At 61.3% G+C, this 17,817-nt stretch carries 12 protein-coding genes; 8 read left to right on the top strand and 4 right to left on the bottom strand.

What is annotated here, in order from left to right; genetic code table 11:
- Positions 1 to 32 precede the first annotated feature (32 nt).
- Positions 33 to 2,930: a ribonucleoside-diphosphate reductase subunit alpha gene (locus tag L8K08_RS09620; protein ID WP_145159319.1), complete on the bottom strand. Its 2,898-nt coding sequence runs from the start codon at positions 2,928 to 2,930 to the stop codon at positions 33 to 35.
- Positions 2,931 to 3,645: 715 nt separating this feature from the next.
- Between L8K08_RS09620 and L8K08_RS09615 the strand changes: the two genes are divergently transcribed.
- Positions 3,646 to 4,371 (top strand): response regulator, encoded by a 726-nt coding sequence (locus L8K08_RS09615; protein ID WP_145159317.1) that lies wholly within the window; start codon positions 3,646 to 3,648, stop codon positions 4,369 to 4,371.
- Positions 4,368 to 5,978, top strand: a complete 1,611-nt coding sequence (locus L8K08_RS09610) for an ATP-binding protein (RefSeq protein WP_242196164.1) — start codon at positions 4,368 to 4,370, stop codon at positions 5,976 to 5,978. Before L8K08_RS09615 ends, L8K08_RS09610 begins: the two co-directional genes overlap by 4 nt.
- 83 nt (positions 5,979 to 6,061) lie before the next feature.
- Here the strand turns inward: L8K08_RS09610 and L8K08_RS09605 are convergent, their stop codons facing one another.
- A complete protein-coding gene (locus L8K08_RS09605) occupies positions 6,062 to 6,778 on the bottom strand; it encodes a 4'-phosphopantetheinyl transferase superfamily protein (protein ID WP_145159313.1) in 717 nt (238 codons plus the stop codon).
- A gap of 138 nt (positions 6,779 to 6,916) precedes the next feature.
- Here L8K08_RS09605 and L8K08_RS09600 point away from each other — a divergent pair, with 138 nt between their 5' ends.
- From L8K08_RS09600 to L8K08_RS09590, 3 genes are read left to right on the top strand one after another with little or no spacing between them, the layout of a single operon-like run.
- A complete protein-coding gene (locus L8K08_RS09600) occupies positions 6,917 to 7,225 on the top strand; it encodes a hypothetical protein (RefSeq protein WP_145159311.1) in 309 nt (102 codons plus the stop codon).
- A gap of 18 nt (positions 7,226 to 7,243) precedes the next feature.
- Entirely contained in the window at positions 7,244 to 7,921 is a 678-nt protein-coding gene (locus tag L8K08_RS09595) for a response regulator (protein WP_017138377.1), read from the top strand.
- Positions 7,918 to 9,264, top strand: a complete 1,347-nt coding sequence (locus L8K08_RS09590; RefSeq protein ID WP_106576142.1) for an ATP-binding protein — start codon at positions 7,918 to 7,920, stop codon at positions 9,262 to 9,264. The genes L8K08_RS09595 and L8K08_RS09590 overlap by 4 nt, the downstream gene beginning before the upstream one ends.
- Before the next feature lie 130 nt (positions 9,265 to 9,394).
- Here the strand turns inward: L8K08_RS09590 and L8K08_RS09585 are convergent, their stop codons facing one another.
- Complete coding sequence (locus tag L8K08_RS09585; RefSeq protein ID WP_106576143.1) at positions 9,395 to 10,393, bottom strand: AraC family transcriptional regulator; 999 nt, start codon at positions 10,391 to 10,393, stop codon at positions 9,395 to 9,397.
- A gap of 340 nt (positions 10,394 to 10,733) precedes the next feature.
- Here L8K08_RS09585 and L8K08_RS09580 point away from each other — a divergent pair, with 340 nt between their 5' ends.
- The 3 genes from L8K08_RS09580 (at position 10,734) to L8K08_RS09570 (ending at position 13,897) form a co-directional block, all read left to right on the top strand.
- Positions 10,734 to 12,065, top strand: a complete 1,332-nt coding sequence (locus L8K08_RS09580) for a dicarboxylate/amino acid:cation symporter (RefSeq protein WP_145159305.1) — start codon at positions 10,734 to 10,736, stop codon at positions 12,063 to 12,065.
- A 258-nt stretch (positions 12,066 to 12,323) separates the two neighbouring features.
- Entirely contained in the window at positions 12,324 to 13,310 is a 987-nt protein-coding gene (locus L8K08_RS09575; RefSeq protein WP_242196162.1) for an XdhC family protein, read from the top strand.
- Entirely contained in the window at positions 13,307 to 13,897 is a 591-nt protein-coding gene (locus L8K08_RS09570; RefSeq protein ID WP_242196159.1) for a nucleotidyltransferase family protein, read from the top strand. The genes L8K08_RS09575 and L8K08_RS09570 overlap by 4 nt, the downstream gene beginning before the upstream one ends.
- A gap of 114 nt (positions 13,898 to 14,011) precedes the next feature.
- On the opposite strand, the gene rne is transcribed toward L8K08_RS09570, so the two are convergent.
- Positions 14,012 to 17,215 carry a ribonuclease E gene (gene rne / locus L8K08_RS09565; protein ID WP_242196156.1) on the bottom strand — a complete coding sequence of 1,068 codons (3,204 nt, stop codon included), beginning with the start codon at positions 17,213 to 17,215 and terminating at the stop codon, positions 14,012 to 14,014.
- Positions 17,216 to 17,817 lie beyond the last annotated feature (602 nt).

Below are 17,817 nucleotides of genomic sequence, written 5' to 3'. Positions count from 1 at the left end.
CCCCGGGCAATCAAGCCCGGGATCAGCTCAGCTTATTGGCAAGCTTCGCAATCCGGCTCATCAATCGCGCAGGCCTTTGGCACTGGCGCTGGACCGGCTGGTGCTGCGAGAACCGAATCATCACCGTGGTTGCCGCCGCTGGAAACAGCGTTCAGCTTGCCGGTGTTGATGGTCGACTTCTCGGTGCTGGTCGCGGCCAGGGCACGGAGGTAGTAAGTGGTTTTCAGGCCACGGTACCAGGCCATGCGGTAGGTCACGTCGAGCTTCTTGCCCGATGCGCCAGCGATGTACAGGTTCAGCGATTGGGCCTGGTCGATCCACTTCTGACGGCGGCTGGCGGCGTCAACGATCCACTTGGTGTCCACTTCGAACGCAGTTGCGTAGAGCTCTTTGAGTTCTTGCGGGATGCGCTCGATCTGCTGCACCGAACCGTCGTAGTACTTCAGGTCGTTGATCATCACCGAGTCCCACAGGCCACGAGCTTTCAGGTCGCGAACCAGGTACGGGTTGATCACGGTGAATTCGCCCGACAGGTTCGATTTCACATACAGGTTCTGGTAGGTCGGTTCGATCGACTGCGATACGCCAGTGATGTTGGCGATGGTGGCGGTCGGTGCGATGGCCATGATGTTGGAGTTACGAATGCCTTTCTGCACACGGGCACGTACCGGGGCCCAGTCCAGGGACTCTTCCAGGTCAACGTCGATGTACTTCTGGCCACGCTGCTCGATCAGGATCTGTTGCGAATCCAGCGGCAGGATGCCTTTGGACCACAGCGAACCCTGGAACGTCTCGTAGGCACCGCGCTCGTCGGCCAGGTCGCAGGAAGCCTGGATGGCGTAGTAGCTGACCGCTTCCATCGACTTGTCGGCGAACTCGACCGCAGCGTCCGAACCGTAAGGAATGTGCTGCAGGTACAGCGCGTCCTGGAAGCCCATGATGCCCAGGCCGACCGGACGGTGCTTGAAGTTGGAGTTCTGCGCCTGTGGTACCGAGTAGTAGTTGATGTCGATAACGTTATCGAGCATACGAACGGCGGTGTTCACGGTGCGTTCCAGCTTGGCGGTGTCCAGCTTGCCGTTGACGATGTGGTTCGGCAGGTTGATCGAGCCCAGGTTGCAAACGGCGATCTCGTCCTTGTTGGTGTTCAAGGTGATCTCGGTGCACAGGTTCGAGCTGTGGACCACGCCCACGTGCTGCTGCGGGCTGCGCAGGTTGCACGGGTCTTTGAAGGTCAGCCATGGGTGGCCGGTTTCAAACAGCATGGACAGCATTTTGCGCCACAGGTCTTTGGCCTGGATGGTCTTGAACAGCTTGATCTTGCCTGGGTACTGGGACAGGGCTTCGTAGTACTCGTAACGCTCCTCGAAGGCCTTGCCGGTCAGGTCGTGCAGGTCTGGTACTTCGGATGGCGAGAACAGGGTCCACGGGCCGTCATCGAAGACACGCTTCATGAACAGGTCAGGGATCCAGTTGGCGGTGTTCATGTCGTGGGTACGACGACGGTCATCACCGGTGTTCTTGCGCAGCTCGATGAACTCTTCAATGTCCATGTGCCAGGTTTCCAGGTAGGCACACACAGCGCCTTTGCGCTTGCCACCCTGGTTCACGGCTACAGCGGTGTCGTTCACTACTTTGAGGAACGGTACAACGCCCTGGGACTTGCCGTTGGTGCCCTTGATGTACGAACCCAGTGCACGCACAGGGGTCCAGTCGTTGCCCAGGCCGCCGGCGAATTTGGACAACATGGCGTTGTCGTGGATCGCGTGGTAGATGCCCGACAGGTCATCCGGCACGGTGGTCAGGTAGCAGCTCGACAGCTGTGGACGCAGGGTACCGGCGTTGAACAGGGTCGGGGTCGACGACATGTAGTCGAAGGACGACAACAGGTTGTAGAACTCGATGGCGCGGTCTTCTTTGTGCTTCTCTTCGATCGCCAGGCCCATGGCCACGCGCATGAAGAACACTTGCGGCAGTTCGAAACGGATACCGTCCTTGTGGATGAAGTAACGGTCGTACAGGGTCTGCAGGCCCAGGTAGGTGAACTGCTGATCGCGCTCGTGGTTGATCGCCTTGCCGAGTTTTTCCAGGTCGAAGGTGGCCAGGATCGGGTTGAGCAATTCGAACTCGATACCCTTGGCGATGTAGGCAGGCAGGGCCTTGGCGTACAGGTCAGCCATCTCGTGGTGGGTGGCGCTGTCGGCGACTTTCAGGAAGCCCAGGCCTTCGGCACGCAGGGTGTCCATCAGCAGGCGCGCGGTCACGAACGAGTAGTTCGGCTCACGTTCAACCAGGGTACGGGCGGTCATCACCAGGGCTGTGTTGACGTCGGTCAGGGCCACGCCGTCGTACAGATTCTTCAGGGTTTCGCGCTGGATCAGGTCACCGTCGACTTCTTCCAGGCCTTCGCAGGCCTCGGTGATGATGGTGTTCAGGCGGCCCAGGTCCAGCGGTGCAAAGGTGCCGTCAGCCAGGGTGATGCGGATCGACGGGTGAGCTTGTACGGCAGCTTCTTCAGCCGGGGTGCGTACAGCGCGCTCTTTGGCGCGGGAGTCACGGTAGATCACGTAGTCGCGGGCAACTTTCTGCTCGCCGGCACGCATCAGGGCCAGTTCGACCTGGTCCTGGATTTCTTCGATGTGGATGGTGCCGCCCGAGGGCATGCGACGCTTGAAGGTCGCAGTGACTTGTTCGGTCAGGCGGGCAACGGTGTCATGGATGCGCGACGAGGCAGCAGCGGTGCCGCCTTCAACTGCAAGAAACGCTTTGGTGATGGCGACGGTGATTTTGTCATCGGTGTAAGGAACGACAGTGCCGTTACGCTTGATCACTCGCAGTTGGCCAGGTGCGGTGGCGGACAGATCCAGGTTCGAATCAGCGGCCTGCGGCACGGAGCCCTGCGGGTTCTCGCGAGTTGTGTCGGTTTGCATGGGGGGTTGTCTCCACATTCTATATTTATTTGGGCACCATCACGGTGCCCACCGTTCCGTCCTGAAGCACTTACAGCAGGCCTGGGCCTGGCATAACAACTTCGGGACAGGAGGAAGGGAGCTCATCGCGCCGCTTCCATGCCGAAGTCTTCGGTTCGGGCCATGAGGCGCCCTTCGCCGTATTCCTGGTGGGTGACAGTTGCTCGCTTCAAGCACTGCAACACCCGTACCGCTTTCTGCCCTGGAGGCTGGAAAACGGCTGCCATCCGCGTGCGCGGTTTGGGCTTTTAAAAAATGCGTTGGTTCCAACCAAACGGGAGCAAGAAAGCGCTTGAGTTTCTTGTCTGATCTGTGTTTGGTTTTTCGCTTAAAACCCTACATGTAGGGTTTTTTTAGCGCCGAGGTACAAGATAATGCGTTTTGGGGGGCTTAGCAACGCACTACCTGTGGATAACGCTGTGGGTAAAATGTGTATGAATCGTAGAACGCCCGTGTAGGCCGCAGTACTACTGGATCGCGCCGTTTGTCACCGAATATTCCAAGGTAAAAACAGCCGATTGGAATTTTGAGGGCGCGAACCCTACCACAAAAAAATGCGATCACCGAATGGATTTCCCGGCTTGTGCCAGAGGGCTGGCGCATGGCTACAATCGGCCTTCAATAGAGGCAGCAGTGTGTGCCCCGTAGATGACAATAATTAGAACCGAGGTAGCGCATGGAGCAAGAAGCCTGGCAGATATTGATCGTCGAGGACGACGAGCGATTGGCCGAGTTGACCCGTGATTATTTGCAGAGCAACGGCCTGCGGGTGGCGGTGGAAAGCGACGGCGCCCTGGCGGCGGCACGCATCATTGCCGAACAGCCCGACCTGGTGATCCTCGACCTGATGCTGCCCGGCGAAGATGGCCTGAGCATCTGCCGCAGTGTGCGCGAGCGCTATGACGGTGTGATCCTGATGCTCACTGCACGCACCGATGATATGGACCAGGTGCAGGGCCTGGACATGGGCGCCGATGATTACGTGTGCAAACCCGTGCGCCCGCGCCTGTTGCTGGCGCGTATCCAGGCCCTGCTGCGGCGCAGTGAGCCGGCCTTGCCGATCGCCGTGGAAAACCAGCGTCGCCTGCAATTTGGCCCCTTGGTGGTGGATAACGCCCTGCGCGAAGCCTGGCTGCACGAAGGCGGCATTGAGTTGACCAGTGCCGAATTCGACCTGCTATGGCTGCTGGTGGCGAATGCCGGGCGCATCCTGTCGCGCGAAGAAATCTTTATCGCCCTGCGCGGCATCGGCTACGACGGCCAGGACCGTTCCATCGATGTTCGCATCTCACGCATTCGCCCCAAAATCGGCGACGACCCGATCCACCCGCGCCTGATCAAGACGATCCGCAGCAAAGGCTACCTGTTCGTCCCCGAAGCCGCTGCCGATATGCCGCTGTGAACTCAATCTTCCTGCGCATCTACGGCGGCATGTGCGCGGCGCTGATCCTGGTGGCGTTACTCGGCGTACTGGCCCTGCACCTGCTCAATGAAGTGCGCAGCGGTCAATACCGTGAACGCCTGGCCCACGGCACCTTCGCGTTGATGGGCGACAACCTGCAGCCCATGAGCGCCATCGAACGCCAGCGCGCCCTGGCGGTGTGGGAGCGTTTGCTGGGCATTCCCCTGGAACTGCGCACACTCACCGATGCGCAACTGGACCTGAGCCAACGCAACCGCCTGCAACGCGGCCAGGTGCTGGTCGAGCAGACCGGGCCGCACGCGGCGCGGGTGCTGCGCCTGGTCAGCGAGCAGGAACAACTGGTACTCACCGGCGAAGTGCAACAGATCAGCGAACAACTGGCCCGCGCGACGATTTACCTGCTGGCGGACGAACTGGTGCGCTTTCCGGTCGCCGAGCAGCCGCAAAAACTCGCTGACATAAAAGAAGCCAAGGGCTTTGGTTTTGACATGCACCTGATGACCCTGGACCAGGCTGACATGGACGACGACCAGCGCCGACGGGTCTCGGAAGGCGATACGGTGATGGCCTTGGGCAAGGGCGGCGATTCGATCCGCGTGTTTGCCGGCATGGTCGGGACGCCATGGGTACTGGAAATCGGCCCGCTGTACCAAATGAACCCTTACCCGCCGCAGTGGCTGATCCTGATCGCCTTGATCAGCCTGACCTTGATCGGCTTGATCGTGTATTTGTTGGTGCGTCAGCTTGAGCGGCGTCTCAAGGGGCTGGAAGCGGCGGCCACACGCATCGCCAAAGGCAATCTGGAGGTCCGCGTGCCGGCACGTGGCGCCGACTCGGTGGGGCGACTGGCGGCGGCCTTTAATGGCATGGCCGAGCACTTGCAGCAGTTACTGGCGATTCAGCGTGAGCTGGTGCGGGCGGTGTCCCACGAATTGCGCACTCCGGTGGCACGCCTGCGCTTTGGCCTGGAGATGATCGGCGACGCCGCCAGCCCCGAGGCGCGGCGCAAATACATGGACGGCATGGACAGCGACATTCAGGACCTGGATGGCCTGGTTGACGAAATGCTCACCTACGCCCGCCTGGAGCAGGGCGCGCCGGAGCTGAATTTCCAGCGGGTCGACCTCAGCGCGTTGCTCGATCAGGTGATCGGCGAATTGTCGCCACTGCGCCCTCAGGTCAACGTGGCCCGTGGTATTTGCTTGTCGTCGGCGCATTGGGACGACGCCTGGGTCGATGCCGAGCCGCGCTACCTGCACCGCGCTGTGCAAAACCTGGTGAGCAATGCGATGCGCCACGCCCAGGGCCAGGTGTTGATCAGCTACCAGGTCGGGCAGGTGCGTTGCCGCATTGATGTGGAAGATGACGGCCCCGGTGTGCCGGAAAGCGCCTGGGAGCGCATTTTCACGCCGTTTCTGCGCCTGGACGACAGCCGCACCCGCGCCTCCGGCGGGCACGGCCTGGGTTTGTCGATTGTGCGGCGGATCATCTATTGGCACGGCGGGCGGGCGCTGATCAGCAAGAGCAACAACCTGGGTGGGGCGTGCTTCAGCCTGAGTTGGCCCAGGGATCAGGAGAAGGCTTGAGATCGCTATCGCAGGCAAGCCAGCTCCCACAGGGGGAATGCATGCAAAAATGTGGGCGCTGGCTTGCCTGCGATGGCGTCAGATCAGGCCCTGACGGCCACTAGACTCAACAATTGCTCACCTTCCACCGCAAACTGCCCCTCCAACTCCGTGCCATGGCACCACTCGGCAGACAGGTCGGTCAGCAGCCTTAGTCGCACCTGTCCGGTCTCGGACCACGCCACCACCTCGGCATGTTCGAAGTAAAAGCGCTTCTGCACGATCGGGTAGAGCGCCTTGAACAGGCTTTCCTTGGCCGAAAACGTCAGCGTCACCAACAAGGCGACCTGCTCGCGCGGCACGCTTGCCATGCGCTGCATTTCTTCAGCCGTCAGAATCTCCCCGGCCAGGCGTTCGGCCCGGTCCAGTGCCAGCACATTCTCCAGGTCCATCCCCAGCCCACGCCATTGCGCCTTGTGCCCGACAATCGCCGCAGCGTGCCCGGTGCTGTGGGTGATTGAGCCGCTGATGTGTTCAGGCCACACCGGCGCACGGTCTTCGCCGATGGGCGGCACGCAATCAAGGTGATCGAGTTGTTGCAGCGCCGCGCGGGCGCACAGGCGGCCAGCGAGAAACTCAGCCTGGCGCTTGGCCACCGAGCGCTGGATGCTGGCCGGAGGCGGCACCGCGCAGCGCTGGAAATCACCGGCAGCTAATAAGGCTGGATCGAAACGGGTGCTCAGAAACACCGTGCCCGGCAACGGAGCGGGCAGCGGCCAATGGGCATCAAGTGGGGTGCAGCAAGCGGGTAGAGGCGTCATGCGCGGTATTTTGCGTCAGTTGGCGCGCCAGTGGATAGCCCGTCACGGTTCAGGCCCGGTTCAGAGCCCGTTCAGGGGGAGTTCAGGGGCGCCTGCGTAGTCTGGGCTCAACAGCCAAAACGCGTAGAGGTAAGCACCATGACTGCGATCAAAAAGCTGATGTTGGCGTTAACCATGCTCAGTGCCACTGCCGGCGTCCAGGCGTCGGACGGTGCATTTGCGGCCTTTGGTGGCGAGAAAACCAAGAAGTCCAGCAACCTGATCCATCGTGTCAGCTTCGAAGACGCGGGCACCCAGGCCGCGCCGTGGGGCCAGTCCCTGGGCCTGAGCGCCCCGCAACCTGCCTACCGCACCGGTTACGAACACCTGACGGGCCAATACAATGGCATTAAACTGCGCCCGCAAGACTTGCAGGGCCGCTATGATATCCCCCTGTCGGACAGTTGAATTGCCTTGGAGAGCCTTATGAAATTGCTGGTCGTGGAAGATGAGGCGCTGTTGCGTCATCACCTGTTCACCCGCCTGACCGACAGCGGGCACGTGGTCGAGGCCGTGGCCAATGCCGAGGAAGCCCTGTACCAGACCGGGCAATTCAACCATGACCTGGCCATCATCGACCTGGGCCTGCCCGGCATGGGCGGCTTGGACCTGATCCGCCAACTGCGCAGCCAGGCCAAAACCTTCCCGATCCTGATCCTCACCGCCCGCGGCAACTGGCAGGACAAGGTCGAAGGCTTGGCGGCCGGCGCTGACGACTACGTGGTCAAGCCGTTCCAGTTCGAAGAGCTGGAGGCGCGGATGAACGCCTTGCTGCGCCGCTCCAGCGGTTTCACCCAGTCGACCATTGTTGCCGGGCCCTTGCTGCTGGACCTCAATCGCAAGCAAGCGTCCCTGGATGAACAGCCGCTGGCGCTGACCGCCTATGAGTATCGGATTCTCGAATACTTGATGCGCCACCATCAGCAAGTTGTCGCCAAGGATCGCCTGATGGAGCAGCTTTATCCCGATGACGACGAGCGCGATCCGAACGTGATCGAAGTGCTCGTCGGCCGCCTGCGCCGCAAGCTGGAAGGGCCAGCCGGGTTCAAGCCGATCGACACCGTGCGGGGCCTGGGTTACCTGTTTAATGAGCGCTGCCGTTGATACGCTCGTTACGTGTGCGCTTGATGCTGGCGGCCACCACCCTGGCCGTGTTGTTCATGCTGGGCTTATTGCCCGCCATGCAAGGGGCATTCAGCCTGGCGCTGCAGGATTCCATCGAGCAGCGCCTGGCGTCGGACGTCACCACCCTGATTTCCGCTGCGCGCGTCGAAAACAATCGCCTGCTGATGCCTGCGCAGTTGCCGGACGAGCGTTTCAACCTCACCGATAGCCGTCTGCTTGGCTATATCTACGACCGTGAAGGCCATCTGGTATGGCGCTCACGCGCTACCCAGGAAGAAAACATCAACTACAAGCCGCGCTACGACGGGCGCGGTAATGAGTTCGCGCGCATTCGCGAGGCCAATGGTCAGGAATTTTTCGTGTATGACGTCGAGGTCAAGCTGCTGGGCGGCAAGAGCGCGGCGTTCAGTATCGTGGCCCTGCAGCCAGTGCGCGAATACCAGCTGACCCTTGAAGGCCTGCGGGAAAACCTCTATCTGGGGTTCGGCGCGGCCTTACTGGTGTTGCTGACGTTGCTGTGGCTGGGCCTGACGTGGGGCCTGCAAGCCCTGCGGCGCCTTAGCCAGGAACTTGACCAGATCGAAGGCGGCACCCGCGAAAGCCTTTCCGAGGAGCATCCACGAGAATTGCTGCGTCTGACGGGCTCTCTCAACCGGTTGCTGCACAGCGAGCGTGAACAACGGGCGCGCTACCGTGATTCCCTCGACGACTTGGCCCATAGCCTGAAAACGCCGCTGGCCGTGTTGCAGGGTGTGAGTGAAGACATGGCCCAGCGCCCGGAAGATCGCGGCCAGGCCTGGGTATTGCAGTCGCAGATCGAACGGATGAGCCAGCAGATCGGCTACCAGTTGCAGCGTGCCAGCTTGCGCAAAAGCGGGCTGGTGCGCCACCAGGTGCGCCTTGAGCCGGTATTGCAAAGCCTGTGTGACACGCTGGACAAGGTCTATCGCGATAAACGCGTGACGGTGACTTTTGAGTTGCCGGCCGAATGCGATGTGCCGATCGAGAAGGGCGCGTTGCTCGAAATGCTCGGCAACTTGCTGGAAAACGCCTATCGCCTGTGCCTGAGCGAAGTGCGCATCAGCCTGACAGAAAGCCTCGAAGGCACCGAGCTGTGCATTGAAGATGACGGGCCTGGTGTGCCGCCTGATCAGCGTGCGCGGATTCTGCAAAGGGGCGAGCGGCTGGACCGCCAGCATCCGGGGCAGGGCATTGGTCTGGCGGTGGTCAAGGACATTATTGAAAGCTACAGCGCGCGGCTGACTTTGGGCGACTCACCATTGGGCGGCGCGGCGTTCAAGATTCACTTTCCGGCCTTGTGATCTCTGTTGACTCCACTGGCCCCTTCGCGAGCAAGCCCGCTCCCACATTCGATCGCATTCCTACAGGATAAACGCGGTTAAATGTGGAAGCGGGCTTGCTCGCGAAGGGGCCGGCAATGGCACCACACCGCTAACTCTCCTGCGCCCGATACGCCCCCGGCGTCAAGCCCGTCCACTTCTTGAACGCCCGATGAAATGCCGACGGCTCGGAAAACCCCAGCTGCTCGGCAATCTCCTGCAACGACAAATCCGCTCGTCCCAAATGATAGATGGCAATGTCCCGTCGCAATTCATCCTTGAGCGCCTGAAAACTGGTGCCTTCCTCACGTAAATGCCTGCGCAGGGTTTGAGGACTGATGTGCAGGTGCTGCGCGACCGCTTCCAGGTCCGGCCAGGGCGTGCGGTCGCGGCTCAACAGGCGGCGCAGCTGGCTGCTCAGGCTGTCGCCTTCATCCGGCCGCGACAGCAGGTCGGCGGGGGAGCGCTCGAGAAAATGCTTGAGGGTGCGTTCGTCCTGCAGCAGCGGCAAGCTCAGGTAGCGGCTGGGAAACACCAGGCTGCTGTGTGGCGCGCCGAATACCTGAGGGCAGGGAAAGAGCAGGTCGTATTCGCCGGCATGGGCCGGCATCGGGTAGCTGAACGTTGCCTGTTGCAGGCGGATACGCTGGCCGATCAACCAACTGCCCAGGCGATGCCAGATCACCAGCAGGCATTCACTGAGGAAGTGATCCGGGTCCCACAGCTGCGAATCGTCCAGGCTCAGCCGGGCCATGTCGCCTTCTCTCGTCAGCTGCCAGCGCGGACCCTGTGGGAATAGGCTATAAAATAATAAGCCGCGTTCCAGAGCCTTCTCCAGGGTGCGGCAGTGAATCAGCGCGTGGCACATCATGGCGAAAGTGCCGCGCTTGCTCGGGCCTTCGGCAAACCCCAGGTATTCGTCGTCCAGCGCCAGCCACAACCTCTGCAATAGCCGGGTAAATTGCTCGGGGGCGATGCGGGCGCGGGGTTCGGTCAACAGCTCGGGGGTGATGCCCACCTGCAGCAGCAGGCCCGAGCAGTCGTAGCCCGCCCGGCGCGCACCGCCGAGGGCGGCCCGGGCGTAGTGGCTGGCGATGGTACGTTCACGCATGTGAGGGCCTCGTCCATGGAGTGGCGGATGTTAGCCATCACCGAGAGGGGCGACAAGGCGGATATCCGCCAAATTGTAGGACGAGACCGGGCGGCCTGGCGGAATTCCGCCACATCTTCCAGGGTGTACAGGGCCGTCGTCTTGCCCCCAGCCCTGATGTCTAAAGGCCTTCAGCATTTTTTAAGCGAAGTGGCACGACGTTTGCGATACAGAGAACAGCGCAGGCCTGTTTCAGCAGACCTCGCAAACAACAAATCCCTCCAGTGCAGGAGGGTTCGCAATTCAAGTGTCGTGGGCAATGGCGGATATTTGCCACACGGTGCGATTGAGGAACTTTGCAATGACGACTCGTCAGCCACTGTACAAATCCCTGTATTTCCAGGTGATCGTTGCAATCGTTATCGGTATTTTGCTCGGTCACTTCTACCCGCAGACCGGCGTGGCGCTCAAGCCACTGGGTGACGGCTTCATCAAGCTGATCAAAATGGTCATCGCTCCGATCATCTTCTGCACCGTTGTCAGCGGCATCGCTGGCATGCAAAGCATGAAATCGGTGGGCAAAACCGGTGGCTACGCGCTGCTGTACTTCGAAGTTGTTTCCACCATCGCCCTGTTGATCGGTCTGGTCGTGGTTAACGTCGTGCAGCCGGGCGCCGGCATGCACATCGACGTGGCTACCCTGGACGCCTCCAAAGTCGCGGCCTACGTGACTGCCGGTGCAGACCAGAGCGTGGTTGGCTTCATCCTTAACGTGATCCCGAACACCATCGTCGGCGCTTTCGCCAACGGCGATATCCTGCAAGTGCTGATGTTCTCGGTGATCTTCGGTTTCGCCCTGCACCGCCTGGGTGCCTACGGCAAGCCGGTGCTGGACTTCATCGATCGCTTCGCGCACGTGATGTTCAACATCATCAACATGATCATGAAGCTCGCGCCACTGGGTGCCCTGGGCGCCATGGCGTTCACCATCGGCGCCTACGGTGTAGGCTCGCTGGTACAGCTGGGTCAGCTGATGATCTGCTTCTACATCACCTGCATCCTGTTCGTGGTCGTGGTGCTGGGCGCCATCTGCCGCGCACACGGTTTCAGCGTATTGAAGCTGGTTCGCTACATCCGTGAAGAGCTGTTGATCGTACTGGGGACTTCCTCCTCCGAATCGGCACTGCCACGCATGCTGATCAAGATGGAGCGTCTGGGCGCGAAGAAATCCGTAGTAGGCCTGGTGATCCCGACCGGCTACTCCTTCAACCTCGACGGTACCTCGATCTACCTGACCATGGCGGCCGTGTTCATCGCTCAGGCGACCGACACCCACATGGACATCACCCACCAGATCACCTTGCTGCTGGTGCTGCTGCTGTCCTCCAAAGGCGCTGCAGGCGTGACCGGTTCGGGCTTCATCGTGCTGGCGGCCACCCTGTCGGCTGTTGGCCATCTGCCGGTTGCCGGCCTGGCGCTGATCCTGGGTATCGACCGCTTCATGTCCGAAGCCCGCGCACTGACCAACCTGGTCGGTAACGCCGTTGCCACCATCGTTGTGGCCAAGTGGGTCAAGGAACTGGACACCGACAAGCTGCACAGCGAGCTGGCGTCCGGCGGCACTGGCATCTCCGACACCCGTCCGGAAGATGACCTGGGCGTGGCTGAAGGCCCAGCTCCTGCGGTCAAGTAACATGCCGAAGGCGTGAATCGCGCCAGACGCTCTGCAAACGCCCCGACCTGATCGGGGCGTTTGCGTTTCTGCGGGGTCACTTTTCGGTGCTTTTGATTTACAGTCAGTCACCGCTTCATCAAATCGCGATGAGGCTCGTATCTGCCTACGTCCGTTGGCCCTGACCGGACGATGCTGATGAAACTCACGCCGGGGTGTCCGCTCTAAAACCCATTAGCCAGCCGCATGTTTGCGCTGCAATCGCTTGCAGGAGTTTTGATGGACAGTGTGGATCTGAATGTCTTGCGCAGCGTGCTCGATTGGCGCCGCGCGGGGCACCGAGTGGTGCTTTACAGCGTGGTCCAGACCTGGGGCAGTGCACCGCGCCCGCCTGGGGCGATGTTGGCCTTGCGGGGCGACGGTGTGGTGATTGGGTCGGTGTCCGGTGGCTGCATCGAGGATGACTTGATCGCGCGCTTGCAGGACGGTCGCTTGCCGGACGACGGGCCGCCGGTGCAACTGGTGACCTATGGTGTCACCCGGGATGAGGCTGCGCGTTTTGGCTTGCCCTGCGGCGGTACATTACGCCTGACCGAAGAGCGCGTGGACAACTGGGCTTGGGTCGCCCAATTGCTGGCGCGGTGTGAGGCGCATGAAATCGTTGCGCGCGAGTTGGACCTGGCCACTGGCGAGGTGAACTTGAGCGGTGCGAGCAAGACCGATGTCGTGACCTTCGACGGTGAACGCCTGCGCGCGATCTATGGCCCCCGCTGGCGTTTGTTGCTGATCGGTGCGGGCCAGTTGTCACGCTACGCGGCTGAAATGGCGCGGTTGCTGGATTTCGAAGTGCTGATCTGCGACCCGCGTGAAGAGTTCGTCTATGGCTGGGAAGAACAGCACGGCCGCTTTGTACCGGGCATGCCGGATGAAGCGGTGCTCAATATCCAGACCGATGAACGCACTGCCATCGTCTGCCTGACCCACGATCCGCGCCTGGATGACATGGCGCTGCTGACGGCGCTCAATTCCACGGCGTTCTACATTGGTGCCCTTGGTTCACGGGTCAACAGCCAGAAGCGCCGAGAGAACCTGGCGGCGCTGGGCCTGTCGGCGGAGGCCATTGCCCGCTTGCATGGGCCGATCGGTTTGCACATCGGCAGTCATACACCGTCGGAAATTGCGTTGTCGTTGATGGCCGAAATCGTTGCGATCAAGAACGGCGTGGCACCACTGCAGAAAAAGCCGTTGCCGGTAGCAGCTCAATGACCGTTGCCGCGATTGTGCTGGCGGCAGGGCAGGGCAGTCGTTTTCGGGCTGAGGCGGGGGCTGATAAAGACAAGTTGCTGGCCGATTGCGTGGGCCTAGATGGTGTGACGCGACCGGTGATCGAGCAGGTGCTTGTGAATCTGCCTGAGCGTGTTGTAACGCGCTGGGTGGTGACTTCGCCGGACCGGCTGGAGGTGATTCGCCTGGCACAGGCTTACGGCTGTGAAGTCCTGTTGCTGCATTCTGCCGGCATGGGCGACAGCCTTGCGGCGGTGGTTGCCGCCAGTGGCGCGGCAGACGGCTGGTTGGTGGTATTGGGCGACATGCCGTTTATTCAATCATCGAGCATTGAACAGGTACTGGATGCGCTGCCGGAAGAGGGTATCAGCGTGCCGGTGCATGCGGGAGCATGCGGCCATCCTGTGGCGTTTGGTCGTGCGTTCGGGCCAGGCCTGATGGCGTTGACCGGGGATCGTGGCGCCAAGCCTCTGTTCGCTCAGGCGAAGGTAGCGCAGGTTCACGTGAATGATCCGGGTGTGCTTTGGGATGTGGATCTGCCACAGAGGCTGAATTTCAACGCCGACTGAATGTGGGAGCGGGCTTGCTCGCTCCCGTGTTGGAACTGCGCAGGTCTCAAATCAATCGCCCATAAAAAAGCCCCGCCTGATCACTCAGGCGGGGCTTTTTAGTGGCTGATGGCATCAGACGAGAGGTTTAGGCTCGTGTTCTGCTTCCAAGGCCTTTGGGGCGTGCTCAGTAGTAGCCGGGGCTGGCGCCTCGACCACTTCAGCAGCAGCCGGTGCGGCAGCGGCTGCCGCGGCGGCGGCCTCAGCTTCCCTGCGACGGCGACGCACTTCACGTGGGTCGTTCGGCGCGCGGCCATTTTCAGTCAAGGCGCTGGCAGGGGCTGCTTCAACCACCGGGGCGGCGACTTCGGCTACCACTGGTGCTTCAACCACTGGCGCAGGCTCGGCAACCACCACCGGAGCGGCTTCAACCACTTCGGCAACCGGTGCTGGCGCTTCTTCTGCCACAGGGGCAGGGGTCGGCGCTTCAACCGGAGCGGCTGGCTCGGCAGTCCATTGGAAGGCGGTCTGTTCTTCGCGAACTTCACGCACTGCCGGGGCGGCCTCTTCAACAGCCGGCGCTTCAACCACGGCTTCAACCACTGGCTGAGGCTCAACCACCGGTGCAGGCTCGACAGCGGTGACTTCCACTGCTGGTTGGGCTTCGCGAACCGATGCAACTTCCACTTCCGGCACCACTGGGGCTTCGATCGGGGTGGTTGCTTCGACGACTGGCGCTTCAACTACCGGCGTTTCAACTGCCGGGGCCTCAACCACTGGCGCTTCAACCGCTGGCGTTTCGGCGACTGGCGCTTCTACAGCAGAGGTGTCTTCGACGGCGGCAGTGGCGCGTTCAGCTTGCTCGTGAGCCTGGGCTTCAGCAGGTGCGCTGATCACCGAGGTGGCTACGGCGGCTGTCACAGCCAGGCCGGCAGCCAGTTCGGCGCCAGTCGGTTCGGCGGTAGCGGCTTCTCCGTTTTCGCCAGACTCTTCCGAGCCTTCGATGACATTGCCGTTGGCGTCACGTTGACGCTCGCGACGGTTGCTGCGACGACGCTGGCCACGGGAGCGGCGACGTGGACGATCGCCTTCGGCGTTGTCCTGGCCGTCTTCCTGCAGTTGCTCTTCGCCCGTCAGCACTTCTTCTTCGCTGGCGGCAGCGGCTTGCTCGGCGCGTGGTTGACGCTCTTCACGCGGTGGGCGCGGCTGGCGCTCTTCACGTGGGGCGCGTTCTTCACGCGGCTGGCGAGCCGGGCGTTCTTCGCTGGCCGCTTCGGCAGCCACGGCTGGAGTTGCGTCCAGTGGCTCGCGCAGTTCACGCACACGTTCTTCACGCTCGCCACGTGGCTTGCGGTCTTCACGAGGGGCGCGTGGGGTACGTGGTGCGCGCTCTTCACGCGGTGCACGTTCTTCACGGGCTACGGTCGGGGTTTCTTCGCGGGCTTCGCGAGGTGCACGCTCTTCACGTGGCGCGCGTTCTTCACGCGGTGCACGTTCCTCGCGCGGCTTGCGCTCTTCATCACGGCGACCGTTGCGGTTACGGCTTTGCTGGCGACCGTTGCGACGTTCTTCGTTACGGGCCGGGCGCTCGGTGGCAGGTTTTTCAACCACTACCGGAGCAACAGGCTCTTCCTTGGTGGCGAACAGGCTGACCAGCGACTTCACCAGGCCTTTGAACAGGCTTGGCTCAGGCAGGGCGGCTGGCGCGGCAACCGGGGCGGCTACCTCGGCAGGTACCGGTGCGTTGGCACGCGCCGGCGCGGTCTTCACGGCAGCTTCCTGGCGAACCAGGGTGCGGGTTGCGGCAGCTGGCTGGACTTCTTCCACTTCAGCCGCGGCAGCAGCGATTTCGTAGCTGGACTGGCCGCTGTGCGCTTCCGGGCTGTCATCACGCAAGCGCTGCACTTCGAAGTGCGGCGTTTCGAGGTGATCGTTCGGCAGGATGACGATACGGGCACGGGTGCGCAGTTCGATCTTGGTGATCGAGTTGCGTTTTTCGTTGAGCAGGAAAGCTGCAACCGGGATCGGCACTTGCGCGCGGACTTCGGCGGTGCGGTCTTTCAGGGCTTCTTCTTCGATCAGGCGCAGGATCGCCAGGGACAGCGATTCAACGTCACGGATGATGCCGGTGCCGTTGCAACGCGGGCAGACGATGCCGCTGCTTTCGCCCAGGGATGGACGCAGGCGCTGACGGGACATTTCCAGCAGGCCGAAGCGCGAGATGCGGCCGACCTGTACGCGGGCACGGTCAGCTTCCAGGCATTCGCGGACTTTTTCTTCCACGGCGCGCTGGTTCTTGGCCGGGGTCATGTCGATGAAGTCGATCACGATCAGGCCGCCGATGTCACGCAGGCGCAGCTGGCGAGCGATTTCTTCAGCCGCTTCCAGGTTGGTCTGCAGGGCGGTTTCTTCGATGTCGCTGCCTTTGGTCGCACGCGCCGAGTTGATGTCGATGGACACCAGGGCTTCGGTCGGGTCGATCACAATGGAGCCACCGGAAGGCAGTTCGACGACGCGCTGGAAGGCGGTCTCGATCTGGCTTTCGATCTGGAAACGGTTGAACAGCGGAACGCTGTCTTCGTACAGCTTGATCTTGCTGGCGTACTGCGGCATTACCTGGCGGATGAAGGTCAGGGCTTCGTCCTGGGCTTCAACGCTGTCGATCAGCACTTCGCCGATGTCCTGGCGCAGGTAATCGCGGATGGCGCGGATGATCACGTTGCTTTCCTGGTAAATCAGGAACGGCGCGGAACGGTCCAGGGACGCTTCTTTAATAGCGGTCCACAGTTGCAGCAGGTAGTCGAGGTCCCACTGCATTTCTTCGCTGCTGCGGCCAAGGCCGGCAGTGCGCACGATCAGGCCCATGTCGGCTGGTGCAATCAAGCCGTTCAGCGCTTCACGCAGTTCGTTGCGCTCTTCGCCTTCGATGCGACGGGAAATACCGCCGGCACGCGGGTTGTTCGGCATCAGCACCAGATAACGGCCGGCCAGGCTGATGAAAGTGGTCAGGGCGGCGCCCTTGTTGCCACGTTCTTCTTTTTCGACCTGAACGATGACTTCCTGGCCTTCGCTCAGGACGTCCTTGATGTTCACGCGGCCTTCTGGGGCTTTCTTGAAGTATTCGCGGGAGATTTCTTTGAGGGGCAGGAAGCCGTGGCGCTCGGAGCCGAAATCGACAAAGGCAGCCTCAAGGCTTGGTTCGATGCGAGTAATACGGCCTTTATAGATGTTGGCCTTCTTTTGCTCGCGTGCACCGGATTCGATGTCCAGGTCGTAGAGGCGTTGGCCATCTACCAGTGCAACACGCAACTCTTCGGGTTGAGTTGCGTTAATCAGCATTCTTTTCATGTTGTACCGTCGGTTTCCGGGCTGCCGGAAACGGCGTTCGGCACACACGACTTCTCACGGTCGGTGTCAGGTGCGTCAAGAGTGGTTGGCCACTCCAGTGTCCAGCAATAACGAGCCAATTGGGCCGGTATCGCGACGGACGCGTCCTGCTTGTTAGCGGTGGTGACAAAGGCACCACTTCAACAAAAGCTAAGGTCAGGAGGAGGAATCAACCGGCGACTGTGGACGAGATGAAGCGTCTAAATATAAGCCTAGTGCTACACGGTCCGACGGTTGTGCATCTCCACCCTACACGTATCCCTGATAATTCGGGTGCTGCCGCGCGCAGAATCCGCAGCGGGTTGGCATTTACCGTGTTCTCCAATGGGGAGTCCACGCTCATGGCTAAACAAGACTAGGTGTGGGCGACTGCGCTCTCACTCAGCTCTTAACAGGCGTTGTTTCCGAAGCTTTCGCCATGGTCTGGCTCAAGACTGACTGCACTTTGTGAACTGGCCGTAAATATCGGCGCAGAACGCGAGTATTCACTCTGCTTTCTGCACTCGCTTCAGGCCTCATGTCACCTGCGCTTGTTACAATCTCGAGCCTTCCAA

Origin of the sequence: Pseudomonas sp. TREG-RG-20F-10-E-6-01 (assembly GCF_022662455.1) — a bacterium.
In the GTDB taxonomy this organism is placed as follows: Bacteria; Pseudomonadota; Gammaproteobacteria; order Pseudomonadales; family Pseudomonadaceae; genus Aquipseudomonas.
Note: the sequence above shows the minus strand (reverse complement) of the source record. Positions and strands in the feature narration are given on the sequence as shown.